Consider the following 20,569-nt stretch of genomic DNA (forward strand, 5'->3'; position numbering starts at 1 on the left):
CAGGGTGCCCGGTAATCAGCCCGCGAACCAGCGTCAGACGGGCGTGAGCCACGTTCCCCATGGCGTGTTGCGGAGCACAGAATAGAGGGCGAGCAGGCCGAAGAAGGACCACACGGTCACCGCGCTGAGCCCGGGTACGCGCCACCGTTGGCCGCGACGAGCGCGCAGGATCCAGTCGATGACGAAGACCGCGAAGGCTACGGTCAGCGGCAGGGCCAGCAGATTGCTGTGCAGCGAGTCGACGATGTTGCCGTCGGTGAGGTTGTGCATCGCGCGCATGCCGCCGCACCCGGGGCAGTACACCCCGAACAGCGCGTACACCGGGCACAGGCCGTAGGAACCCTCGACGTGCGGGTCACGGAAATGCAGCAGGGCCAGCGTGCCGACGCCGAGACCGGCGGCGATCAGCGGTGGCGTCATCCGCTGCCAGGTCGAGCGCGCGGTACCCCGGTTGGGATCCGCGCCGGAAAACTCGGCCGTGACGTGCGTTTTGTCCACTCCAATACGGTAGCGGCGGCCGTACGCCGCCGCCAGCGCGACCGATGCCCGATCGTGCCCTTGCGGTGTAATTTTTCGCTGATTTCAGGCGATTTCACAATGTCAGCACGCTCGGTGACCCAGTTCACAACAAGTGGGACACTGTGACCCGCTAACACTAGCTAGCACCCTGGCTTGCACTGTACGGTGGCCTACGACACAAAGGAGTGCCGACAATGCTTGCGAAGTCGATGATGACGCTCGCGGCAGCGCGATCCATGGTCTCTCACCTCGAGACCGGCGCACTGACCGCACAGTTCCGTGCCGGGCTGCGTACCCGCAGTTTCGCCACCGCGAAATTCAACGCCCCCACCGTCGAGCACCGGGTCGTCCCGGTGACCACCACGGACGGCGCGCAGCTCCGGGTCCACGTCTACGGTCCCGATACCGCCCCCACCCTGGTCCTCATCCATGGCTGGGCCTGCAGTATCGAATACTGGAACCCGCAGATCACCGCCTTCGCCGGCGAGTACCGCGTGGTCAGCTACGACCAGCGCGGCCACGGCGCCTCCACCCTCGGCACCGCCGCCCCCAGCGAACACACCCTGGCCGACGACCTGTCCGCCGTCCTCGACGCGACGCTGCGTGAAGACGAGAAAGCGGTCCTGGCCGGGCACAGCATGGGCGGGCTCACCATTCAGGCCTGGGCCAAGCATCACCCCGAACAGGTCTCCCGACGCGCGTCCGCCGTGCTGCTCGCCAACACCGCCAACGCCGCGATCCGCTGGGAAACCGACATGCTGCCGCTGCTGAACAAGCAGCTCACCGTCGCCCAGTACCCGGTCACCCTGCTGGGCGCACCGGTGCGGATGCCGCAGCCGGTCAGCGAGTCGCTACTGTTCGCGCCGCTGCCGATCCCCGGCGGCTGGCTCACCCAGCAGATTCTGCGCACGCGCATTCTCACCCCCGAGGCCACCGCCGACGAGGTCGACTTCGCGATGGGCATCATCCGCTCCTGCCGCCCGATCGCGCGCGGGCGCCACGCTGCCGCGATGGCCGACATGGATCTGTCGGCAGGCACCGCCAACCTGACCGTCCCGACCACGGTGATCGCCAGCGCCAGGGACCGGCTGCTGCCGCAGCGCCTGTCGCGCCCCATCGTCGACATCCTGCGCCGCACCGGCAACCTGGCCGATTTCCACGTGCTGCCGCACGGCCACCTCAGCAATGTCGAAGACACCGACGCCTTCGATGCCGTTCTGCACCAGATCCTGCGCAACTCCATGAACTCTCGGGCCACCCGCCGCAATGTCGCTGCCCGCTGACCCGAGCCAGTTCTCCTGAGACCGATCAACGGCGATCGGCTCAGGAGTAACCGCGAAGAAGGCCCCCGACCTCGTCGGGGGCCTTTCTCGTAGGTCAAGGGAGCAGCAGACCCCAGTACAGTGCCCAGAGCACGAAACCTGTTCCACCGCAGACCAACAGGACCCATCGGGTCCGCGCTCCGGCGCTCGCACCGGCGAGGGTGTGACGGGCGCGGGCGAGCACGAAACCGAGCGCGACCACCGCCACGAAGGCGATCACCTGCAATGCCAGCCAGGGCAGGGTCCGGCCGAACAGCAAGGGGCCGAACGAGGTTGCGCGGGTGGTGAGGATGTAGCCGAGCTGGACGATCGTGCCGAGCATGCCGATCACCGTCGTGCACAACAGCACTCGCGCAGGCAGCCGATCGGGCAGTCGCCAGGACCTGACCATTCCGGTGAACGCGTAGCCGGCCAGTGCCAGGATCATGCCGAACAGCAAGGTCAGTTGCACCGTGGTCGATTCCCACCAGGATGCGGGAGCCAGCGCCCGCACCGGATGCCCCTGTGCCGCAGGCTGATCCGCCGTCGGCGGGGTCGCGGATCCAGGAAGCCCGTTGACCCAATCACCCAGGAGCTCGCCGTATCCCGGCGCCAAGCCGGGAAGTTTGTCGAAGCCATCGGTAGTCGGTTGTCCGGCGTGCTGAGCGTTCGCGAGTGTGCGCAGCGTGTAGTTCGTCTTTCCGGCATGCTCGAAGGCGGTCTGGAATCCGCGCAGACTGTCACCGGGTGGGGTCAGACGGTCCAGATCACCCCAGATCGCGAGGACCGGCTGGGTGATCCGCTCCAGCACCGGGATCGGGTCGTAATCGGCTTGCGCGAACTGACCGGCGGCGACCAGCTGACGAATACCGTTGCGGGCCAGCACATCGACCATCGAACCGCGCACGCCCGCCGCGCCGAACCGAGTCTCGTTCGCCCAGTTCTGCTGCGCGGCGGGTGCGGCCGAATTCGCGCCGATCGTGATCAAGAACGCCGCGTCGGCGGATCGCGACGCGGCGAGGGGCGCGACCCATCCGCCCTCCGACAGACCCCACAGACCTACTCGCGCCGGGTCGACCTCGGGCCGATTCCGCAGTGCGGCAACCCCTGCCAGCGCGTCGTCGGCCAGGAGGGAGTAGTCACGGTGCGACGGCGTGTAATCCTCGGTGCGCTTGTCGTAGCGCAGCGCGACGATGCCCGCGCGGGCGAACGCCTCGGCGACATGGTCGTAGTGCTCGCCGCTGCCGTCGCCCGATCCGTGGACGAGCACGACGCCCGGCCTGCCGGACGCGCCCGTCGGGGCATGCACGGTGCCTGCGGTGGTCGTGCCGTCCGAGCGGGTGACGGTGATGTCGACGGTGGTGGTGTTCTGCGCGTGCGCCGCCGGGAATCCGGCGACGACGGTGATCATGAAGGTGAGCAGGATGATTCGCCGGAAGATCGAGAGCACGCCAAGTCCTAGTCTGCGGTGTTCGTGCGAGGTGCGGGAAAGGCGAGGAAGCGCGTCAGCACACGACGGGCGCCCGGGCGATCCTGCGGGTGAGACTGCTGAAAACGCTTGAGCAGGGTCATGTAGTCCTCGAAGAATTCTTCGAGTTCGGCCGGCGTCGCGTAGATCGCGCCACGCGAGAAGGGCATCATGTCGGCCCACTCACCCAGCTCGGCACGCTCGGCCTGGAAGCGCTGGAACATCTCGATGTCTTCGGCGATGTGCTGCGCGACAAGACCTTCCATCAGCTCGCGGAGCTCCGGTGACTGCTCGCGGTCCATCCGGTAGCGCAGGTCCTTCGGCGGCGAACGCCACCACCGCTCCTTGCCCTTGGCCAGTTCGGGCGCCTCTTCGATGAAGCCGTGTTCGGCGAGCTGGCGCAGGTGGTAACTGGTCGCGCCGGTGTTCTCGCCCAGCCGCGCGCCCAACGCTGTCGCGGTGGCCGGTCCGTTCTCGGCGAGCGCGCGCAGGATGCGCTGACGCAGGGGATGCGCGAGCGCTCGCAGCGCTGCGGGGTCGGTGATCTCTCTGGGCGGTACCTCGTCGGCCATAGTTACAAAGTACTCTTTGCACAAATATGTGTGCAAAGAACTTTATGCAACATGGGGTCGCGGCCCGTGGCACTATCGACAGCACGCTCATCTCTGGAAACGGAGGGTCCGTGTACGTCTACACCAATCTGTCCGCGGCACTGCGCGACAAGACCTCACCGCTGCGCGAATACCTGCACGAACGGTTTCCCCACACTAGGGGCGTGCAGGCCGAGTACCGGCGAGAAGCCGGACCGCTACTTGTCGACACCGGCGGCGCGAACCCGGCCACGCTCGGCGCCGCGTTCGACTTCGGGATCAGATTCCTGCTGGTACCCGAACACGCGCCGGTCCTGCCACTACTCGGATTCTTCGGCCATCCGCGAGAGTCGGCCGTCATCGAGTCGGTGATCGAGACAGCTCAGGCCGCGGTCGCCCCGACCGCCACCGACGTCGACCGACTCAGCCGAGCCTGCTGGGCCCTTGCCCTGTGCACCGACGTCTACCGGCGGGGCCTGCTCCGCGAGTCAGCCCTGGACAACCTGCTCAGAACCGGCCGCTTCACCCCCGAGCACCTCCTCGCCCTCGCACCCCCCGACGCCATCCGCCAACTCTGGGAACTCCGCGGCCTCGCCGAAGAACACCTCCTCCCCCACCTGCACCCCCCGACCTTCCCCGGCCCCACCTTCGACGCCTCGGTCCTGTGCAACGCCGACGCCGACCTCATCAGCGCAGGCCTGCTCCTCGACCTCAAAACCCACCTCGGCCCGAAGAACCAGCGCACCGGCATCCGCGCCGACTCCCTGACCTCCAACGACCTCTACCAGGTCATCGCCTACGCCCTCTTCGACCACACCAACACCTACGCCCTCACCCACCTCGGCCTCTACTCGGCCCGCTACGCCCACCTGTCCACCTGGCCCCTCCCCGACCTCCTCACCACCCTCGCAGGCACCCCCATCGACATCACCCACGAGCGCGCAACAGTCTGGAACCTCCTCGGCGGCCACTAGATACAGCAAAAGACCCTCCCCGGTATCCCGGAAAGGGTCTGATGGCCTCGGAGCCGCCTGGGGGAATCGAACCCCCGACCTTTTCATTACGAGTGAAGCGCTCTACCGACTGAGCTAAGGCGGCGTGCCATTTCGGCGACGCGAGTCTATCGCGGGAAGGGGTAGAACGCGAAAACGGGTGGTCAGGTGGTGCGGGCGGTGATGAGGGTGGCGGTCATGGCGGCGATGGCGAAACGAGGTTTCACGTTGAGGTCGAGGGCTTCGCGGCAGGCCAGGACGGCGTCGATGCTGCGGAGCAGGCCTTCGGGGCGGACGTTGGTGGCGAGGTCGGTGATCTCGTCGGCCATGTCGGGGTGAGTGAGGGTGATGGGGGTGCCGCGGCCGGCGAATCGCATGGCCAGGGCGTCGCGGTACATGCCGGCGATGTCGATGAGGGCGCGATCGAGTGCGTCGCGGCCGGTGCGGGTGGCACGGGACTTCTGGCGGCGTTCGAGGTCTTTGAGGACGCCCGCCGAACCGCGGGTGGCGGAGGCGGAACCCTTGCCGGTGCCGCCCGCGCCGAGAGCGGTGGCGAGTTCGTCGCGTTCGCGGTCGTCGCGATCGGCGCTCATCAGTTTGGCTTCGTCGTCGGCTGACTTCACCAGTTCGTCGGCGGCGGCGTAGGCGGCGCCGGGGCGCTCGGTCGCGGTGACCAGAGCGAGGGCGCGCTTGCGTCGTTGGCGGGAGTCCTCGTCGGTGGCGAGGCGGCGGGCTCGACCGACGTGGCCGCCGCTGACCGAAGCCGCCCAGTCGGCGGTCTTCGCGTCGAGTTGGTCGCGCTCGCGCAGAACCTGGGCGATCGCGGGAACGGTCGGCGTCACGAGGTGGACGTGCCTGCAACGCGAGCGCAGGGTGACGGAGATGTCCTCGGGGTCGACGGTGGGAGCGCACAGCAGGAAGACAGTGCGGTCCGGCGGTTCCTCGACCACCTTGAGCAGGGCGTTGGCGGCTCCCTCGGTGAGGCGGTCGGCATCTTCGACAACCACGACCTGCCATCGACCGGTGCTCGGGCGACGTGCCGCGATCTGCACGATGGCCCGCATCTCCTTGGTGCTGATGCTCAGCCCCTCGGGGATGATGCGCCGCACGTCGCCGTGGGTACCGGCCATCGTGGTGGTGCAGGCATGGCATCGCCCGCACCCGACGGTATCGGGATCGGTGCACTGCAGCGCCGCCGCGAAACACAGCGCCGCGACGGATCTCCCCGAACCGGGCGGCCCGGTGAACAACCACGAATGCGTCATCGCCCCGGTGACCACACCGGCCCGCGCCGCCTTCGCGGCAGCGGCCAGCTCGGTCTCGACCACGTCCTGGCCGACCAGTCGATCGAAGACACCTGCCACGCGCTACACCCTAGCCGCGGGGTCCGACAGGATTCACCGAGGCCGGGCGGGACGCGGGCGAGCGATCAAGCCTCGTCTGTCCCCGCGGATTTCGCGGCAGCCTTCTTGGCCGGAGCCTTCTTCGCTGCCGTCTTCTTCGCGGTGGTCTTCTTCGCCGCGGTCTTGGTCGCCGTCTTCGTCGCCGTCGACTTCGCCGCCGCCTTCTTCGCGGGCGCCTTCTTGGCCGCCTTCTTCGCGGTGGTCTTCTTCGCCGCCTTCTTCACCGGCCCACGCGCCCGGCGATCGGCCAGCAGTTCGGACGCGCGTTCGTCGGTGATCGACTCGACCTCGTCGCCCTTGCGCAGGCTCGCGTTGGTCTCGCCGTCGGTGACGTACGGGCCGAAGCGACCGTCCTTGATCACCATCGGCTTGTCGGTGGCCGAGTCCTTGCCCAGCTCACGCAGCGGCGCCGCGGCCGCGGCCTGACGCCCGCGACGCTTGGGCTCGGCGTAGAGCTTCAGCGCCTCCTCGAGGGTGACCGAGAACAACTGATCCTCGGTCGCCAGCGAACGGGAATCCGTGCCCTTCTTCAGGTACGGGCCGTAGCGGCCGTTCTGCGCGGTGATCTCCTCGCCCGAGGTGGGATCGTTGCCGACCACGCGGGGCAGTGAGAGCAACATCAGCGCGTCGTCGAGGGTGATCTCGGCCAGGTCCATCGACTTGAACAGCGAACCGGTGCGCGGCTTGACCTCCGGGGCCTTCTTGGTCTTCTTCGCGGGCGCCGCGTCCGGTTCGGGTGCGGGCGGTTCCGGCAGCACCTCGGTGACGTACGGGCCGAAACGTCCTTCCTTGGCGACGATTTCGTTCCCCGACACCGGGTCGACGCCGAGCGAGCGACCCTCCTGCGGCGTCGAGAACAGCTTCTCGGCGACCTCGGGCGTCAGCTCGTCGGGCGGCAGATCGTCGGGCAGGTTCGCCCGCTGCGAGATCCGATCCCCTTCGGGGTCATCGGGATTGATGATCATCCGCTCCAGGTACGGACCGAAGCGGCCGACGCGGACCACGACATCGCGGCCCTCTTCGTCGACGAACATCTTGATCGAGTTCACTTCGCGCGCATCGATGTCGTCGAGCTGCACGGAAACCATCTTCTTGAGGCCACCGGACCGCGCGACCGAACCCTCGGCGCCGGATTCGCCACCGAAGTAGAAGCTGGACAACCAGTTTCCGCGTTGCTCGCGTCCACCGGCGATGGCGTCGAGGTCGTCCTCCATCGCGGCGGTGAAGTCGAAGTCGACAAGTCGACCGAAGTAGGCCTCGAGCAGGCCGACCACCGCGAACGCCACCCACGCCGGGGCCAACGCGCTACCGCGCTTGTAGACGTACCCGCGATCGAGGATCGTCTTGATGATCGAGGAGTAGGTAGACGGGCGGCCGATGCCGAGGTCTTCCAACGTCTTGATCAGCGAGGCTTCGGTGTAGCGCGCGGGCGGGTTGGTGCTGTGGCCGTCGGGAGTGAGCTCGACGGCCGTGACGCTCTGGCCCTCTTCCAGTGCGGGCAAACGGGATTCGGCGTCGTCGGACTGACCACCCGCCTCCTCGTCCACGCTCTCGACGTAGGCCTTGAGGAACCCGGCGAAGGTGATGGTGCGACCCGAGGACGAGAACACACACTCCTCGCCGGTCCGCGCCGTGCCGGTGATGCGCAGGGTCAGCGTGGTGCCGCGCGCGTCGACCATCTGCGAGGCGACCGTGCGCTGCCAGATCATCTCGTAGAGCTTGAACTCGTCGTTGTCGACCTTCGAGGCCAGCTGACCGGGCGTCATGAAGGTGTCACCCGAGGGACGGATCGCCTCGTGTGCCTCCTGCGCGTTCTTGACCTTGCGGGTGTACTGGCGTGGCGACGGCGAGACGTACTCCGCGCCGTAGAGCTGGGTCGCCTGCGAGCGAGCCGCCGCGATCGCCGACTCCGACAGCGTCGTGGAGTCGGTACGCATATAGGTGATGTAGCCGTTTTCGTACAACCGCTGCGCGACCCGCATCGTGCGCTCGGAGGTGAACCGCAGCTTGCGGCCCGCTTCCTGCTGCAACGTGGAAGTCATGAACGGCGGGTACGGCTTGCGCGTGTACGGCTTGGCCTCGGCAGAGCTGACCTCGAGCGCGGCGCCGTCGAGCGCCTCGGCCAGCCTGCGGGCATAGGCCTCGTCGAGCACGACGACACCGGTGGCCGACTTGAGCTGACCGTCGGAACCGAAATCGCGACCGGAGGCGACACGGTCGCCGGAGACCTGCACCAGGCGAGCGCCGAACGTGCGCGGGTTGGTCGAATCGGACTTCTCGTCGGGACCCGCGTCGAGCTTGGCGGCGATGTCCCAGTACCCGGCGGAGCGGAACGCGATGCGCTCGCGCTCACGCTGCACGATCACCCGGGTGGCGACGGACTGCACGCGACCGGCGGACAGCCGCGGCATGACCTTCTTCCACAGCACCGGGGAGACCTCGTAGCCGTAGAGGCGGTCCAGAATGCGACGGGTTTCCTGCGCGTCGACCAAATCGTTGTCGAGCTCGCGCGTGTCGGCGGCGGCGGCGAGGATGGCGGGCTCGGTGATCTCGTGGAAGACCATCCGGCGAACCGGGACCTTCGGCTTAAGCGTTTCGAGCAGGTGCCAGGCGATGGCCTCGCCCTCGCGGTCGGGGTCGGTGGCGAGGTAGAGCTCGTCGGCGTCGGCCAGCAAGCTCTTGAGCTCGGCGACCTTGGCCTTCTTATCCGGGTTCACCACATAGATCGGCTCGAAGTCGTGATCGACGTCGACACCGAGGCGTGCCCACGGCTGTCCCTTGTATTTGGCGGGCACGTCGGCGGCACCGCGCGGCAAGTCGCGGATATGGCCCACCGAGGCCTCGACCGTGTAGTTGCGACCCAGGTAGGGCGCGATCTTGCGGGCCTTGGTCGGCGACTCGACGATCACGAGACGACGCAGGGGTCGGCCCTGGTCGGCTGAACTGCGGTCTCGTGTTGCCACCGGCGAACACCTTCCTTCTAGATCCGCGCGTCGGGAGGTCCGCTCGGTGCGCGGCTGGGGCAGACGGCGACGTTCGGACATCACCACCAGTGACGTTTATACCCTGCGCACTTGGGGTAGAGGCATTTGCGGCGTTTCACGACGCGGGCGCTGTCCTGGGCGATGGTACCCGGAAATGACTCGTCCCCCTCCTCCGCATGCGGAGGAGGGGGACGAGGCGTTGTTGTGTTTCGCAGCTCAGGAGAGCGCGCGAACGCCGGTGGCCTGCGGGCCCTTGGTGCCCTGGCCTACCTCGAACTCGACCTTCTGGTTTTCCTCGAGGGTACGGAAGCCCGTGCCCTGGATCTCCGAGTAGTGGACGAAGACGTCAGCGGAGCCGTCCTCGGGCGCGATGAAGCCGAACCCCTTCTCCGCGTTGAACCACTTCACAGTTCCCTGTGCCATTCTGTTTCCTTCTCTTTCTACCGGAAACGGCGGACAACTGGGTTCGTCCACCGGGCCCGTTCCGACCGCTGTACTGTTGGTCCCCCTGCAAGGAAATCCTGAGCACGGCGTTCGCAACAACGATCCTGCTGATGGTTTGGACCTTGGATCCGTCCCTCGAACACAGAAGCTTGCGACCGAGACCCAGTGAACCATGTCTCTGCGCAATTCGACAGTCGAGTTACCGACTATTTGCAAAATTCATGATCTTGCGAATGTGCAGGTAAGGGACAGATTGGGTGTATCCGTACTTTCGGTCTGTTTGCTTCTTGATAACCGAGTGAGCTTCCAGCAAACATGCTGTGACCCAGATCGCTACTGGGTTACGAAATCCCAGGTAGTGGTTGTCGCACACACACGTTTCACACTTCGCGTGTCGCGTGAGAGAAGGACTGGATGAATCCGACAGACCGGACCGAGGTCCGAGAGCACGATACGGGCGAGAGCTATGGGCGATCGTTGCTGAATCGTGTCCTGACCGAGGCGGCTGCCGGCGGCAACCCGCTGACCCACATCGCCGAGTTGCCCGCACGGCGCGCGCGCACCACCGCGTGGCCGCAATGGGTGCCATCGGACCTGGTCACAGCCCTGGACGCGCAGGAGATCGCGCTGCCGTGGGAACACCAGACCCGCACGGCCGATCTCGCGGCGACCGGGAACCACGTCGTCGTGAGCACGGGAACCGCGTCCGGGAAATCGCTCGGTTACCAGCTACCGGTGCTCACCGCGTTGCACGACGACCCACGCGCCACCGCGCTGTATCTGTCCCCCACCAAGGCGCTGGGCGCCGATCAACTCCGCGCCGTCGGCAGCCTGATCCATGACAATCCGCTGCGAGAGGCGCATCCGGCGAGCTATGACGGCGACACTCCCGCCGAGGTCAGACAGTGGGTGCGGGCCAACGCCCGCTGGATCTTCACCAATCCCGACATGCTGCACGTCGGGATTCTCCGTTCGCATCAACGCTGGGCACGGGTACTGCGCAACCTGCGATATGTGGTGGTCGACGAATGCCACGCATATAGAGGAGTGTTCGGTTCGCATGTGGCGCTGGTGTTGCGAAGGCTGCGTCGGCTCGCCCGGTTCTACGGCGCCGACCCGGTGTTCATCCTGTGCTCGGCGACCAGCGCCGATCCGGCCGCGTCGGCGAGCAGGCTGATCGGGGCGCCGGTGGCCGCTGTCACCGAGGACGGATCGCCGCGCGGCGCCCGGACCGTCGCCCTGTGGGAACCGCCGCTGAGCGCGATGCGCGCCGGTGAGAACGGAGCACCGGTGCGGCGGACCGCGACCAGCGAGGCGGCCAAGATCATGGCCGCGCTGGTGGCCGAGGGCGCCAGGACCCTGACCTTCGTTCGCTCGCGGCGCGGTGCCGAACTGATCGCGCTCGATGCCCGTCGCATCCTCGCGGAAACCGCCCCCGAGCTGCAGGAACGGGTTGCCGCCTACCGGGCGGGCTATCTGGCCGAGGACCGGCGGGAGCTCGAGCAGTCGCTGTCGCAGGGGACATTGCTCGGTGCGGCGAGTACCAACGCACTCGAACTGGGCGTCGACATCGCGGGCCTCGACGCCGTGGTCATCGCCGGTTTTCCCGGAACGGTGGCCTCGTTCTGGCAGCAGGCCGGGCGGGCGGGCAGACGGACGCAGGGTTCGCTGGTGGTGCTCGTGGCTACCGACGACCCGCTCGACACCTACCTGGTGCACCACCCGCAAGCGCTGCTCGACCGGCCGATCGAGGCCACCATCACCGACCCGTACAACCCTTACATCCTCGGCCCCCAACTGCTGTGCGCCGCGATGGAACTGCCGCTCACCGACGAAGAGGCGAGCGAGTTCAGAGCCGACGAAGTGCTCGCCGACCTCGCTGAGCAGGGCCTGATCCGGCGCAGGCCGGGCACCCGCGGCGCGGGTGCCCGCTGGCACATCACCGCGCACACCCACCCGCACGACGACGTGGATGTGCGCGGTGGACTCGGCGCGCCGATCGCGATCGTCGACGCCGAGACCGGACGCCTGCTCGGCACCGCCGACGCAGGCCGGGCACCCGCCACGCTGCACACGGGGGCTGTCCATCTGCACCAGGGCGAGACCTATCTGGTCGATGAACTGGACCTCGAGGGTGGTGTCGCGTTCGTCAACGAGGTGGATCCCGGCTTCACCACCAGTTCCCGGCAGGTCACCTCGATCACCGTCGAGGGGGTGATCGAGGAGCGCGTGCTCGGTGCGGTCACGGCGGCATCCGCGCAGGTCGCGGTCACCAACCAGGTCATCGGCTACCTGCGGACCCTGGTGACCGGCGAGGTGCTCGACCAGGTGGAGCTCGATCTGCCAGCGCACACCCTGCACACCAAGGCCGTTCTGTATACCGTCACGCCCCGGCTGCTCGCCGGCGCGGACATCTCCGACGAGCAGCTTCCCGGCGCGTTGCACGCCGCCGAGCACGCCGCCATCGGCATGTTGCCGCTGGTCGCGGGCTGCGACCGGTGGGACATCGGCGGTGTCTCCATCGCCGAACATCCCGATACCGGTGCGCCGACGGTGTTCGTCTACGACGGCCAGCCCGGTGGCGCCGGCTTCGCCGAGCGCGGATTCGCCCAGCTCACAGCCTGGTTGTCCGCCACGCTGAGCGTGATCCACAGCTGCGCGTGCCAGGACGGCTGCCCCTCGTGCGTGCAGTCGCCCAAGTGCGGAAACGGCAACAACCCCCTGAACAAGGACGCCGCCGCGCGCTTGCTGGCCGCCGTCCTCGGCGAGCTGCGGGCTCATGGGGAGCTACCTGCGGATTCATGATGTACGCACGCTCGCGGCGTGACCGGCGAGACACCGCACTCGAAGAATGCTGGTCACTCGTCCGAATTACTGCTGACCAGCAGCGATATGTCGGCCGGCGCCCAGCGTCCGAATAAAAAGGACCACTCTTCTATTAACTGGCACATAGCCAACTGGAGCCACGGGCGCGATTACATCGTTTTTTTCATTTTTTTCTCGCCCAGATCAAAGAATGCGCATGAAATAGCGCAAACGCACTTCCGGTTAATTCGAATTGGTTCGGTGCGGAACAACCACCGGCCAGTGATAACACTTGCGCGTCACTCATTCTCTTCCACCGGACCCGCCCGTGCCGAAGCCCGCACAGTGCGCATACCGAACACTCCCGCTGACACATTCGCCTCGACATCTACAACAACATCCCACTGCGCGACCGAGCACCGCCGTACTCGAACCCCCATCCGCCGGGCGATCTCCCCGGCCTCCCCACATCCCGCCTCCGCGCTCTGTGCCAAGAGACCCGCTGCGGCCAGCGCGCCCAGATCAGCGGCCCCCTGCGCCCGATGCCGAGCCACCACCGCTACACCCACCTGGCCCACCAACAACGTCAGGCAGATCAACCCCGCCAACGCCACACACACGAACGCCGTTGCCCCACCTCCGTCCGCCTTCGACCTCGACCACGACGACCTACGATCCTTCGATTCGCACGGTTTCACCTCGAGAGCCGCTCCCCTCCGCCGGCACAGGCGCATCGCCGTCACGGATCCACTCCCGGCTCGGTGACGGCTACCGCTTCGGCTCGAAGGCGCAGACCGGGAAGGAGCGGGGTGTTCGCGGCGACGGTGGCGACCACCCGATCGCCTTCGGTGCGGAGTTCGACAGTCGCGCCAGATGGGGCGACACTTCGGCCCGCGGTGATCGCGCGCGAGGTGTCACCCCGGGCAGCGAGGCGGGCGGTCTCGCGGGCAGCGTCGGTACAGCGGACCTGGGTGGATCCGGCGAGCAGTGCGCCGACGCACAGGGCTACGGCGCACACCAGGGCCGCGAGGGCGATGGCGGCCTCGACCGTCACCGCACCCGCATCGGTCCTGAGAGTGCTGGTGTCGCGGCGGTTTACACGCTCGTGTTGAGTGCCTTGTCGATGATGCCGGTCAGCGCGTTGACGATGCTGTCCCCGGTGACGACCCCGTAGAGCACGGCCCCGAAGGCCGCCGCGGCGATGGTGCCGATCGCGTACTCCGCCGTGGACATGCCGTCGTCCTCGAGCAGCAGACGCGTGATTCGAGTGCGAGCCCCCAGGTATACCGCGTGCGCGAACGTCATCGTGATCCCCTCTCTGGTTGCACCGCGCGGCTGATCCGCACGGTGAAGTTTCGGTGGCCCCGTCGCAACCGGTCACAGCAGCCCACCGCCGCCGAGCACGCGGTCGGCGAGGCCGATAACGACCGGGACGATGCCGAGGCAGACGAAAGCGGGCAGGAAGCACAGGCCGAGCGGGCCACCGATCAGCACACCCGCGCGTTCGGCGCGCGCGACGGCAGCGTCCTCCACGGCTTCGCGGCGTTGCGTGGCGAGTTCGCCGACTGCCGCGGCCAGCGAGGCGCCGGAGCGCGCCGAACGACGTGCCATCCTGGCCAGCGACTCCACGTCATCGGCGCCCGCCGACCCCACCGCATCCGCGGCCGCCCGCTCCCATGCCGTCGCCGCGTCGGCGCCCAGCGCGAGAAGGTCTGCGGCCCTGAGCAATGCCGCCCGAAGAACCGGCGGCGCTGTGGGCGCACTGGCTCGCGCAGCCGCGGCCATCGGCAGTCCTGCTCGGAGGCACGCGGCCAGGAGATCGAACGCGGATGCCGACCCGAGCGGGTCGACCTTCGCGGTGTCACCTGTCGCCCCGGAGACGCCGACCGTCGTCGCACCGAAAGCACGCACCCGTCGACTGACGGCCACTCGCCCTGGTAGCACCACAATCGCCACCGCCGCGAGCAGCAACGCCCCCGGCGAAACAGCACCAGCCATCCCCTGCACTGCAAATCCCCTCCTCGAGTTCGGTCCACACCCATCCACACCCCGATTCGAACTGCGCCACGCGGGGCACCGCGGTTCGTACGTGGTCTTGTTCGGTGATCACATCTGTCCACAGGCATTCGGATCGGCGACTACTCCCGCCCTGCGGTCCGGCCGTGCCGCACACCGAGTGACGCTGTGCTCTTGCAGCAGCACACATCTGTCCACAGGGCATCCACACGAGTTGTCCACTACCGCCGTCCGTTCGACACCGTCCGGTGCGGATCAGGCTGCGCTCTTGCGGGTGATGACATCTGTCCACAGCAGTCCACAGCAGGCGAGGGCGGCGCCCAGTGGGAGAAGTAGTTCCCCAGCTGGGGCAGCGAACAGGATGGTGAGCGGGGCAGCTCCCATCAGTTGTCCTAGGCCGATACCTACCAGAGGAAGGCCGGCCAGGACGGTGGCCGATGCTCGGGCGCCGGCCAGTGCGGCTTCGGTGCGGTCCCGGAAGCGGGTGCGGCCGAGTAGGTCGGACCTGGCGGCGGCGAGTAGTTCCGCGAGCGCCAAGCCGTGCTCTTCGGCCACCCGCCAGGCGGCGGCGACTCGCGACAGTTCCTCGGCGACAATCGAATCCGGCTGGACCCAACCGTCGGCCCCGGACCCACCGAGGCGGCTGCGGCCGGCACTGATCGCCAGTACGCGCGCCGCTTCGCCGCGCGACTCGCCTGCGGCGGACTCGGCCGCCGCGCTCGGGTGGGCGCCCACGCGGAGCTCCCCGACCACAGCTTCGAGGCCGGCCAGGAGGTAGCCACATTCGCGTCGCCGTTCGCGGTCACCTCGACCACGCCGTTGCCGGACCGCCACCGTGGTTCCCAGCATGAGAGCGGCCAACCCGACGCCGGGTCCGAACAGGAATGCCGCGCACCCCAGCGCGATTCCTGCACACCACTCCACAGGCACGCGTTTTCGCGCACTGCTCCCGTTCGGCGCGAACAGCCGGGTGAATCGCCGTTGACCGCCTGCCACGGGCAGCACCAGCACCGCGATCGCGCAACAGAGCAACGCACTACCCATGAGCCCGCCTCCTCCACACCGAAACCCGCATCTCGTTCGACACTCTCGGCGGCGGCTCCGAGCTCCACCCGCAGCGATCGCCGCTCCGCATCGTCGACCACCGGCCGTCGCCCGGAATGGCGTCTAGACCTGTGAAGCCACTTGCCCGCCCATGGAATTCGCGCGTGACGACACGAATCCCGCACAGCCACCACCGCATACGCGACCGGGTTACTCATCCGAGACGCACCTCGAGTAGTCGGTGCAGTTCACCGGCCGCAGGAGTCGGATGCTTGTCCGACCGCCAGGCCGGGGTGATGTGGACTCCCTCGACATCACGGTGCAGGACACCGATTTCGTGGAGGGCACGGGTTCCGTCGGAGCGGCGTCGAACGTGCAGGACCACCTGGACGGCGGCAGCGAGCTGGCTGTGCAGGGCCGCCCGGTCCATCCCACCGAGCGCGGCCAGTGCCTCCAGGCGCGCGGGAACTTCCTGGGGCGAGTTGGCGTGGACGGTCCCCGCACCGCCGTCGTGGCCGGTGTTGAGGGCCGTCAAGAGATCGACGACTTCGGCACCACGGACCTCCCCGACGACAATGCGATCCGGGCGCATCCGCAAGGCCTGACGGACCAAGTCGCGCACCGTAACAGCTCCTACCCCCTCAACATTGGCCGTCCTGGCAACGAGGCGAACGACATGCGGATGGACCGGGGCGAGCTCGGCGGCGTCCTCCACACACACGATTCGTTCGGCAGGGTCGACGGCGGCGAGCAGGGCTGAGAGCAAAGTAGTCTTTCCCGCTCCGGTACCTCCGACAACCAGGAACGCGAGGCGGGCGCGGACGATGTCACCGAGCAGACGGCGGGCGTCCGGGGGAATCGAACCGGCGGCCGCCAGCGCGTCGAGGCCCTGGGTCGCCGGGCGGAGGATGCGAAGGGACAGGCACGTGCCGTCGTGGGCGACGGGGGCCAGTACCGCGTGGAGTCGAACGCCGAACGCATCGCCGAGCGTGGCTTCGGTTCCGGCGAGTTTGCCGTCGACCCAGGGTTGAGCGTCGTCGAGGCGGCGGCCCGCGGCCAAGGCCAAGCGCTGGGCGAGGCGGCGAACAGCGGCTTCGTCGGCGAAGCGAACATCGGTCAGCTCCAGGCCGCGGCCACGGTCGACCCACACCGCATCCGGCCCGGTGACGAGTACATCGGCGACCCGGGGATCGTGCAGCAACGGCTCCAGCAGCCCCGCACCGGTCATCTCGGTCTGCAACAGGCGCAGGGCCCGGAGCAGATCGGTATCGGCGAGCACGCCGCCCGCTTCCGTACGGATCGCGGCCGCCAGCTGCGCGGCATCTGGGACGCCCGGATGCTCGGCGAGGCGCTCACGGACGCGTTCGAGGAGGTCGACGGTCACAAAGGAGGTCATGTCGCGTCGGCTCCGTCCATCCGAGGGGCCGCACGAGGGATGCAGCGTCCGGCGCCGGCGGGGGTAGTCATCCCTCGGCTCCGACCATGGCGAGGACGGCGTCGGCGGCGTCGCGCAGGGGGCCGCGCCGGCGGACGCTCAGGCCACCGCGTTCGAGGCGGGAGGCGAGGCCGGCTTGCCCGCGCACTGCGGCGAGAAGGGGCAATCCGAGAAGTTCGGCGACTTCCGCGCCGCGCAATCCGCCGGGCGCGGGACCACGGACCACCAAGCCGCGGTTGGGGTTTCGTTCTCCGAGATAGGCAGAGACGACTTCGGCCGCGGCGATGGAGCGCAGGCGGGCCGGTACGACAAGGACGACCAGATCGGCGGCGTCGAGCATCGCGTCGGCTGCCGGGCCACGCTCACACGACACATCGCAGACCACGAGATCTCCCGCGTCCCTCCCTGATTCGATGACCGCACGGACCGCCGCCGGTGCCAGTCCGACGAACGCGTGCCCCACGGAAGCCGAGTCGGACCGTGATCGCCAGGCACCCACCCCGGTGGCGGGTCGCGCTCGGCCACAGGACAACACCGCCAAGCCGGGAGACCCGACGGGCAACGCGTTGTGCAGCGCCGCAGCCGACACCCGGCCGTCCTCGATGATCAGGTCCGGCCAGCGCAGCCCCGGCACGTTCTCCATGCCCAGCACCAGATCTATCCCACCGTCGAGCGGGGCACCGTCGATCAACACCGTGTCGCGGCGCACCCGCCGGGCGGCCCCGCGCAGCGCGATCGCCGCGGCGAGCGTGGATGCGCCGGCACCTCCTCCCGCGCCGACCACCGCGACGACTATCCCTTCGCCCGTGCGGGATTCGGCGTGTTCGGCGAACTGTTCGACCAGTGCGACAGCCGCCGAGGGCAACGCGACAACTCGTTCGGCACCCACCGCCGTCGCCGCTTGCCAGTCGGGCACGGCAGGCTCTCCCTCGGTGACAAGGACGACGCCCGCCCGCCGCGGGAATCCGCCGGCGGCGGCGGCAACAGCGGCGGCGGTATCGAGGATGACTATGCCTGCCCCGGCCCACGCATGCCTGCCGACCGGCATCGCCCGTTCCTCGGTGACGCGCTCGGCGGCCGCCGCAACTCGACGCACCTCCGCGCGCAGCCGTTCGTCACGCACGAGCACGAGAGCGGGCGCGATCTGTGGCGGGCCACCGCGCATCGGGACTGGGTTCATACGACTCAGCGTTGCCGAGCGAGGAGTTCATCAACACCCCGAAAACACCGATTGTGGATAACTCGGGGGTGTGGAGAACTTTGACGATCGTCCCGGAAATAGAGGACGGCCCCAGCCGGGGGGGAGGAGGCTGGGGCCGTCGGGTTCAGCCCCGGGGGGTCGGGCTGAACGCGCCTGGACTAAGTCCAGGTGCCAGCAATACTACACCCACCCCCTGCTGCGGGCGCAAGTAGCATTCGCCGACATTCTTCGGCGATTCGCGCCGTCCGGCGTCCCCGGGGCAAACCCTTTTCCACGGTGCGGACAGTCGATCCTGCGGTGCGCGCAGGTCGTGCCTATTCTGTTGACGTGACGCCAGAACGCGACCAGACCCCGCCTACGGACACAAGTCTCGGCAAAACGGGCCGAGCCCCGGTGCCGGGCGGGCGCGTCGCCGCGTTCTTCGATCTCGATAAAACAGTGATCGCGAAGTCGAGCGCGTTCGTCTTCAGCAAACCGTTCTACGCACAGGGTCTGCTCAACCGCAGAGCCGTGTTGGAGAGCAGCTACGCACACTTTTTGTTCCTGCTTTCCGGTGCAGATCACGACCAGATGGAACGGATGCGGGCAAACCTCGCCAACATGTGCGCGGGCTGGGATGTGGAGCAGGTGAAAACCATTGTGGCCGAGACTCTTCACGATCTGGTCGACCCACTGATCTACGCCGAGGCCGCCGATCTGATCGCCGATCACACGATCCGCGGCCACGATGTGGTGATCGTCTCGGCCTCCGGCGAGGAGATCGTCGGACCGATAGCTGAGGTGCTCGGCGCCTCGCACACCGAGGCGACCCGGATGGTCGTCGAGGACGGCAAGTACACCGGCGATATCGAGTTCTACTGCTACGGCGAGGGCAAGGTCGCCGCCATCGAGAAGCTCGCCGCCGAGCAGGGCTACGACCTGTCGCGGTGCTACGCCTACTCCGACTCGGTGACCGACGTGCCGATGCTGAGCGCCGTGGGCCATCCGACCGCGGTGAACCCCGACCGCGCGCTGCGCAAGGAGGCGGCGAGCCGCGGCTGGCCGGTACTCACGTTCTCCAACCCGGTGTCGCTGTGGTCACGATTCCAGGCACCGTCGACCACCACCGTCGCCGCGACGGCCGCTGTCGGACTGAGCGCGATCATCGCCGGCGCGATCAGCTACCGACTGCTCCGCAAACGACGCTGACCGGCCGCTGTGCAGCACGAATCTCCGAGCGACACGCCGAATTCCTCGGGATTCGGTAATGCCTTAGAAACCCTTGATGTGAGTGCCATCACAGTGTAAGAATGGAGTCACGGAAGGACGGAAGGCCAAGACGGAGCCGGAAGAGAAGGTTTCGCCTCCCATCCCACCCTTCCCAGCACGGACACCAGGCACCCACGCGGAGCGCGCCGCGACAAGGCCGAAAGAGTTGTGGGCCTGCGAAATTCGAGCCAACGTCGGCGAACGCCTCGCACAGGTTGCGGGGATGAACCGGCGGGGTTGGGATGATCGCCGAGGCCACCGAACACAACCCACCCTGCACGCTTGGTAACCGGGTGTTCCGTGCTAGCGGGCGGTGAGGTCGAGCAATCGACAACGCCGCCCGTTTCGACGTGTACGGCCGGGTTCAGCCGGCCGCCGCATCGGCGATCGAGTTCGCCTCGCGGGCTCCGTCTTCCAACGCTCCCGCACAGAACAGCACCCAGCCACCCACGCCCTCCGCGGTGCCCATGCCGAATCCGGCGGCCGCGTCGAGGTAGGCCTGACGGCGGCGCAGCCAGAACACTTCGGGCACGCCGAGGCTGTGCGGGTCGAGTCCGCTGGATACCGCGACCAGCCGCGAGGCAGCACGCGCGACGACACCGTCACCGGTGCCGAACGGACGCAGCGACAGCAGCTCGCCGTGCACGATCGCCGCGATCACCGGGGCGGGCGCCTTGCTCGACTGGACGGTTTGCGTGAGCATGTCGAGCCGCTCGGCGACGCCGGGAGTCGAGCGCGGACGACCGAGTTCCCGCTCGTCGGTCACCAGGTCGGCGGCGGCCAGCAGGTGCAGCCGGGCCAGCGCCTGCAGGGGCGCGCGCCGCCAGGTGCCGACGAGATTGGTGAGCGCGTCGCCGTCGAGCGCCTGACCCACCCGCAACGCGCCGGCCAGCACCGGGTCACTGACCTGACCGTCGGCGGGCAGGTCGGTGCTCGCGCCTTCGATGGCCGCCGAGGAACGGGCGGCCCGCACGGCGGCTTCGGCGGCGGTCGTCGCCCAGCCACGCCGGTTCGACTTGTGCCGATGCACGGCCGCGAGCGCGTCGCGCGCCTTGTCGGCGGCCTCGCGCACGCCGGGCAGGTCGACCAGGGGCTGGAGCGGATCAGTCACGGCATGGA

At 68.1% G+C, this 20,569-nt stretch carries 18 protein-coding genes and 1 tRNA gene; 4 read left to right on the top strand and 15 right to left on the bottom strand.

What is annotated here, in order from left to right; all coding sequences use genetic code 11:
• Positions 1-33 precede the first annotated feature (33 nt).
• Positions 34-498, bottom strand: a complete 465-nt coding sequence (locus tag ACFULV_RS27985; RefSeq protein ID WP_378638813.1) for a DUF2752 domain-containing protein — start codon at positions 496-498, stop codon at positions 34-36.
• A 215-nt stretch (positions 499-713) separates the two neighbouring features.
• Between ACFULV_RS27985 and ACFULV_RS27990 the strand changes: the two genes are divergently transcribed.
• The gene (locus ACFULV_RS27990) at positions 714-1,802 is read left to right on the top strand and encodes an alpha/beta fold hydrolase (protein WP_378661776.1); all 1,089 of its coding nucleotides are present in this window, start codon (positions 714-716) and stop codon (positions 1,800-1,802) included.
• Between the two features lie 94 nt (positions 1,803-1,896).
• On the opposite strand, the gene ACFULV_RS27995 is transcribed toward ACFULV_RS27990, so the two are convergent.
• Both ACFULV_RS27995 and ACFULV_RS28000 read right to left on the bottom strand, forming a co-directional pair.
• Positions 1,897-3,270 carry an alpha/beta hydrolase family protein gene (locus ACFULV_RS27995; protein ID WP_378661779.1) on the bottom strand — a complete coding sequence of 458 codons (1,374 nt, stop codon included), beginning with the start codon at positions 3,268-3,270 and terminating at the stop codon, positions 1,897-1,899.
• An 8-nt stretch (positions 3,271-3,278) separates the two neighbouring features.
• Complete coding sequence (locus tag ACFULV_RS28000; RefSeq protein ID WP_378638804.1) at positions 3,279-3,860, bottom strand: ArsR/SmtB family transcription factor; 582 nt, start codon at positions 3,858-3,860, stop codon at positions 3,279-3,281.
• 110 nt (positions 3,861-3,970) lie between these two features.
• Between ACFULV_RS28000 and ACFULV_RS28005 the strand changes: the two genes are divergently transcribed.
• A complete protein-coding gene (locus tag ACFULV_RS28005; RefSeq protein WP_378661782.1) occupies positions 3,971-4,852 on the top strand; it encodes a hypothetical protein in 882 nt (293 codons plus the stop codon).
• A 51-nt stretch (positions 4,853-4,903) separates the two neighbouring features.
• Here the strand turns inward: ACFULV_RS28005 and ACFULV_RS28010 are convergent.
• From ACFULV_RS28010 to ACFULV_RS28025, 4 genes are all read right to left on the bottom strand, one after another.
• A tRNA-Thr gene (locus ACFULV_RS28010) sits at positions 4,904-4,976 on the bottom strand.
• Between the two features lie 58 nt (positions 4,977-5,034).
• Positions 5,035-6,234 (bottom strand): DNA polymerase III subunit delta', encoded by a 1,200-nt coding sequence (locus ACFULV_RS28015; protein WP_378661785.1) that lies wholly within the window; start codon positions 6,232-6,234, stop codon positions 5,035-5,037.
• A gap of 65 nt (positions 6,235-6,299) precedes the next feature.
• Complete coding sequence (topA, locus tag ACFULV_RS28020; RefSeq protein WP_378661787.1) at positions 6,300-9,236, bottom strand: type I DNA topoisomerase; 2,937 nt, start codon at positions 9,234-9,236, stop codon at positions 6,300-6,302.
• Between the two features lie 237 nt (positions 9,237-9,473).
• On the bottom strand, positions 9,474-9,680 hold the full coding sequence (locus ACFULV_RS28025; protein WP_019044597.1) for a cold-shock protein: 207 nt from the start codon (positions 9,678-9,680) through the stop codon (positions 9,474-9,476).
• 435 nt (positions 9,681-10,115) lie between these two features.
• On the opposite strand from ACFULV_RS28025, the gene ACFULV_RS28030 reads away from it, so the two are divergent.
• On the top strand, positions 10,116-12,506 hold the full coding sequence (locus ACFULV_RS28030) for a DEAD/DEAH box helicase (RefSeq protein WP_378661789.1): 2,391 nt from the start codon (positions 10,116-10,118) through the stop codon (positions 12,504-12,506).
• Between the two features lie 299 nt (positions 12,507-12,805).
• Here the strand turns inward: ACFULV_RS28030 and ACFULV_RS28035 are convergent, their stop codons facing one another.
• The 7 genes from ACFULV_RS28035 to ssd form a co-directional block, all read right to left on the bottom strand.
• Positions 12,806-13,240, bottom strand: a complete 435-nt coding sequence (locus ACFULV_RS28035; RefSeq protein WP_378661922.1) for an Rv3654c family TadE-like protein — start codon at positions 13,238-13,240, stop codon at positions 12,806-12,808.
• A 5-nt stretch (positions 13,241-13,245) separates the two neighbouring features.
• Complete coding sequence (locus tag ACFULV_RS28040) at positions 13,246-13,560, bottom strand: TadE family type IV pilus minor pilin (protein WP_378638781.1); 315 nt, start codon at positions 13,558-13,560, stop codon at positions 13,246-13,248.
• Positions 13,561-13,601: 41 nt separating this feature from the next.
• Complete coding sequence (locus ACFULV_RS28045; RefSeq protein WP_378661791.1) at positions 13,602-13,811, bottom strand: DUF4244 domain-containing protein; 210 nt, start codon at positions 13,809-13,811, stop codon at positions 13,602-13,604.
• A 72-nt stretch (positions 13,812-13,883) separates the two neighbouring features.
• The gene (locus ACFULV_RS28050; RefSeq protein WP_378661794.1) at positions 13,884-14,504 is read right to left on the bottom strand and encodes a type II secretion system F family protein; all 621 of its coding nucleotides are present in this window, start codon (positions 14,502-14,504) and stop codon (positions 13,884-13,886) included.
• A gap of 273 nt (positions 14,505-14,777) precedes the next feature.
• Positions 14,778-15,566 carry a type II secretion system F family protein gene (locus ACFULV_RS28055; RefSeq protein ID WP_378661797.1) on the bottom strand — a complete coding sequence of 263 codons (789 nt, stop codon included), beginning with the start codon at positions 15,564-15,566 and terminating at the stop codon, positions 14,778-14,780.
• Between the two features lie 214 nt (positions 15,567-15,780).
• Positions 15,781-16,962, bottom strand: a complete 1,182-nt coding sequence (locus tag ACFULV_RS28060) for a TadA family conjugal transfer-associated ATPase (RefSeq protein ID WP_378661800.1) — start codon at positions 16,960-16,962, stop codon at positions 15,781-15,783.
• A gap of 67 nt (positions 16,963-17,029) precedes the next feature.
• The gene (gene ssd, locus ACFULV_RS28065) at positions 17,030-18,181 is read right to left on the bottom strand and encodes a septum site-determining protein Ssd (protein ID WP_378661803.1); all 1,152 of its coding nucleotides are present in this window, start codon (positions 18,179-18,181) and stop codon (positions 17,030-17,032) included.
• 348 nt (positions 18,182-18,529) lie between these two features.
• Between ssd and ACFULV_RS28070 the strand changes: the two genes are divergently transcribed.
• Positions 18,530-19,390: an HAD-IB family hydrolase gene (locus tag ACFULV_RS28070; RefSeq protein ID WP_378661806.1), complete on the top strand. Its 861-nt coding sequence runs from the start codon at positions 18,530-18,532 to the stop codon at positions 19,388-19,390.
• A gap of 424 nt (positions 19,391-19,814) precedes the next feature.
• Here ACFULV_RS28070 and ACFULV_RS28075 read toward each other — a convergent pair whose 3' ends face one another.
• Positions 19,815-20,561, bottom strand: coding sequence for an oxidoreductase (locus tag ACFULV_RS28075; RefSeq protein ID WP_378638763.1), 747 nt, complete (start codon positions 20,559-20,561; stop codon positions 19,815-19,817).
• Positions 20,562-20,569: the final 8 nt, after the last annotated feature.

It is taken from the genome of Nocardia sp. NPDC057272, from assembly GCF_042668615.1.
Lineage (GTDB): Bacteria > Actinomycetota > Actinomycetes > Mycobacteriales > Mycobacteriaceae > Nocardia.

What these genes read in the sequence shown, in the direction of transcription:
- ACFULV_RS28030 (WP_378661789.1), top strand. Translation starts at nt 10,116, where the DNA reads ATGAATCCGACAGACCGGACCGAGGTCCGAGAGCACGATACGGGCGAG.
- ACFULV_RS28035 (WP_378661922.1), bottom strand. Translation starts at nt 13,240, where the DNA reads ATGCGCCTGTGCCGGCGGAGGGGAGCGGCTCTCGAGGTGAAACCGTGC.
- ACFULV_RS28055 (WP_378661797.1), bottom strand. Translation starts at nt 15,566, where the DNA reads ATGGGTAGTGCGTTGCTCTGTTGCGCGATCGCGGTGCTGGTGCTGCCC.
- ACFULV_RS28050 (WP_378661794.1), bottom strand. Translation starts at nt 14,504, where the DNA reads ATGGCTGGTGCTGTTTCGCCGGGGGCGTTGCTGCTCGCGGCGGTGGCG.
- ACFULV_RS28045 (WP_378661791.1), bottom strand. Translation starts at nt 13,811, where the DNA reads ATGACGTTCGCGCACGCGGTATACCTGGGGGCTCGCACTCGAATCACG.
- ACFULV_RS27990 (WP_378661776.1), top strand. Translation starts at nt 714, where the DNA reads ATGCTTGCGAAGTCGATGATGACGCTCGCGGCAGCGCGATCCATGGTC.
- ACFULV_RS28025 (WP_019044597.1), bottom strand. Translation starts at nt 9,680, where the DNA reads ATGGCACAGGGAACTGTGAAGTGGTTCAACGCGGAGAAGGGGTTCGGC.
- ssd (WP_378661803.1), bottom strand. Translation starts at nt 18,181, where the DNA reads ATGAACCCAGTCCCGATGCGCGGTGGCCCGCCACAGATCGCGCCCGCT.
- ACFULV_RS28000 (WP_378638804.1), bottom strand. Translation starts at nt 3,860, where the DNA reads ATGGCCGACGAGGTACCGCCCAGAGAGATCACCGACCCCGCAGCGCTG.
- ACFULV_RS28060 (WP_378661800.1), bottom strand. Translation starts at nt 16,962, where the DNA reads ATGACCTCCTTTGTGACCGTCGACCTCCTCGAACGCGTCCGTGAGCGC.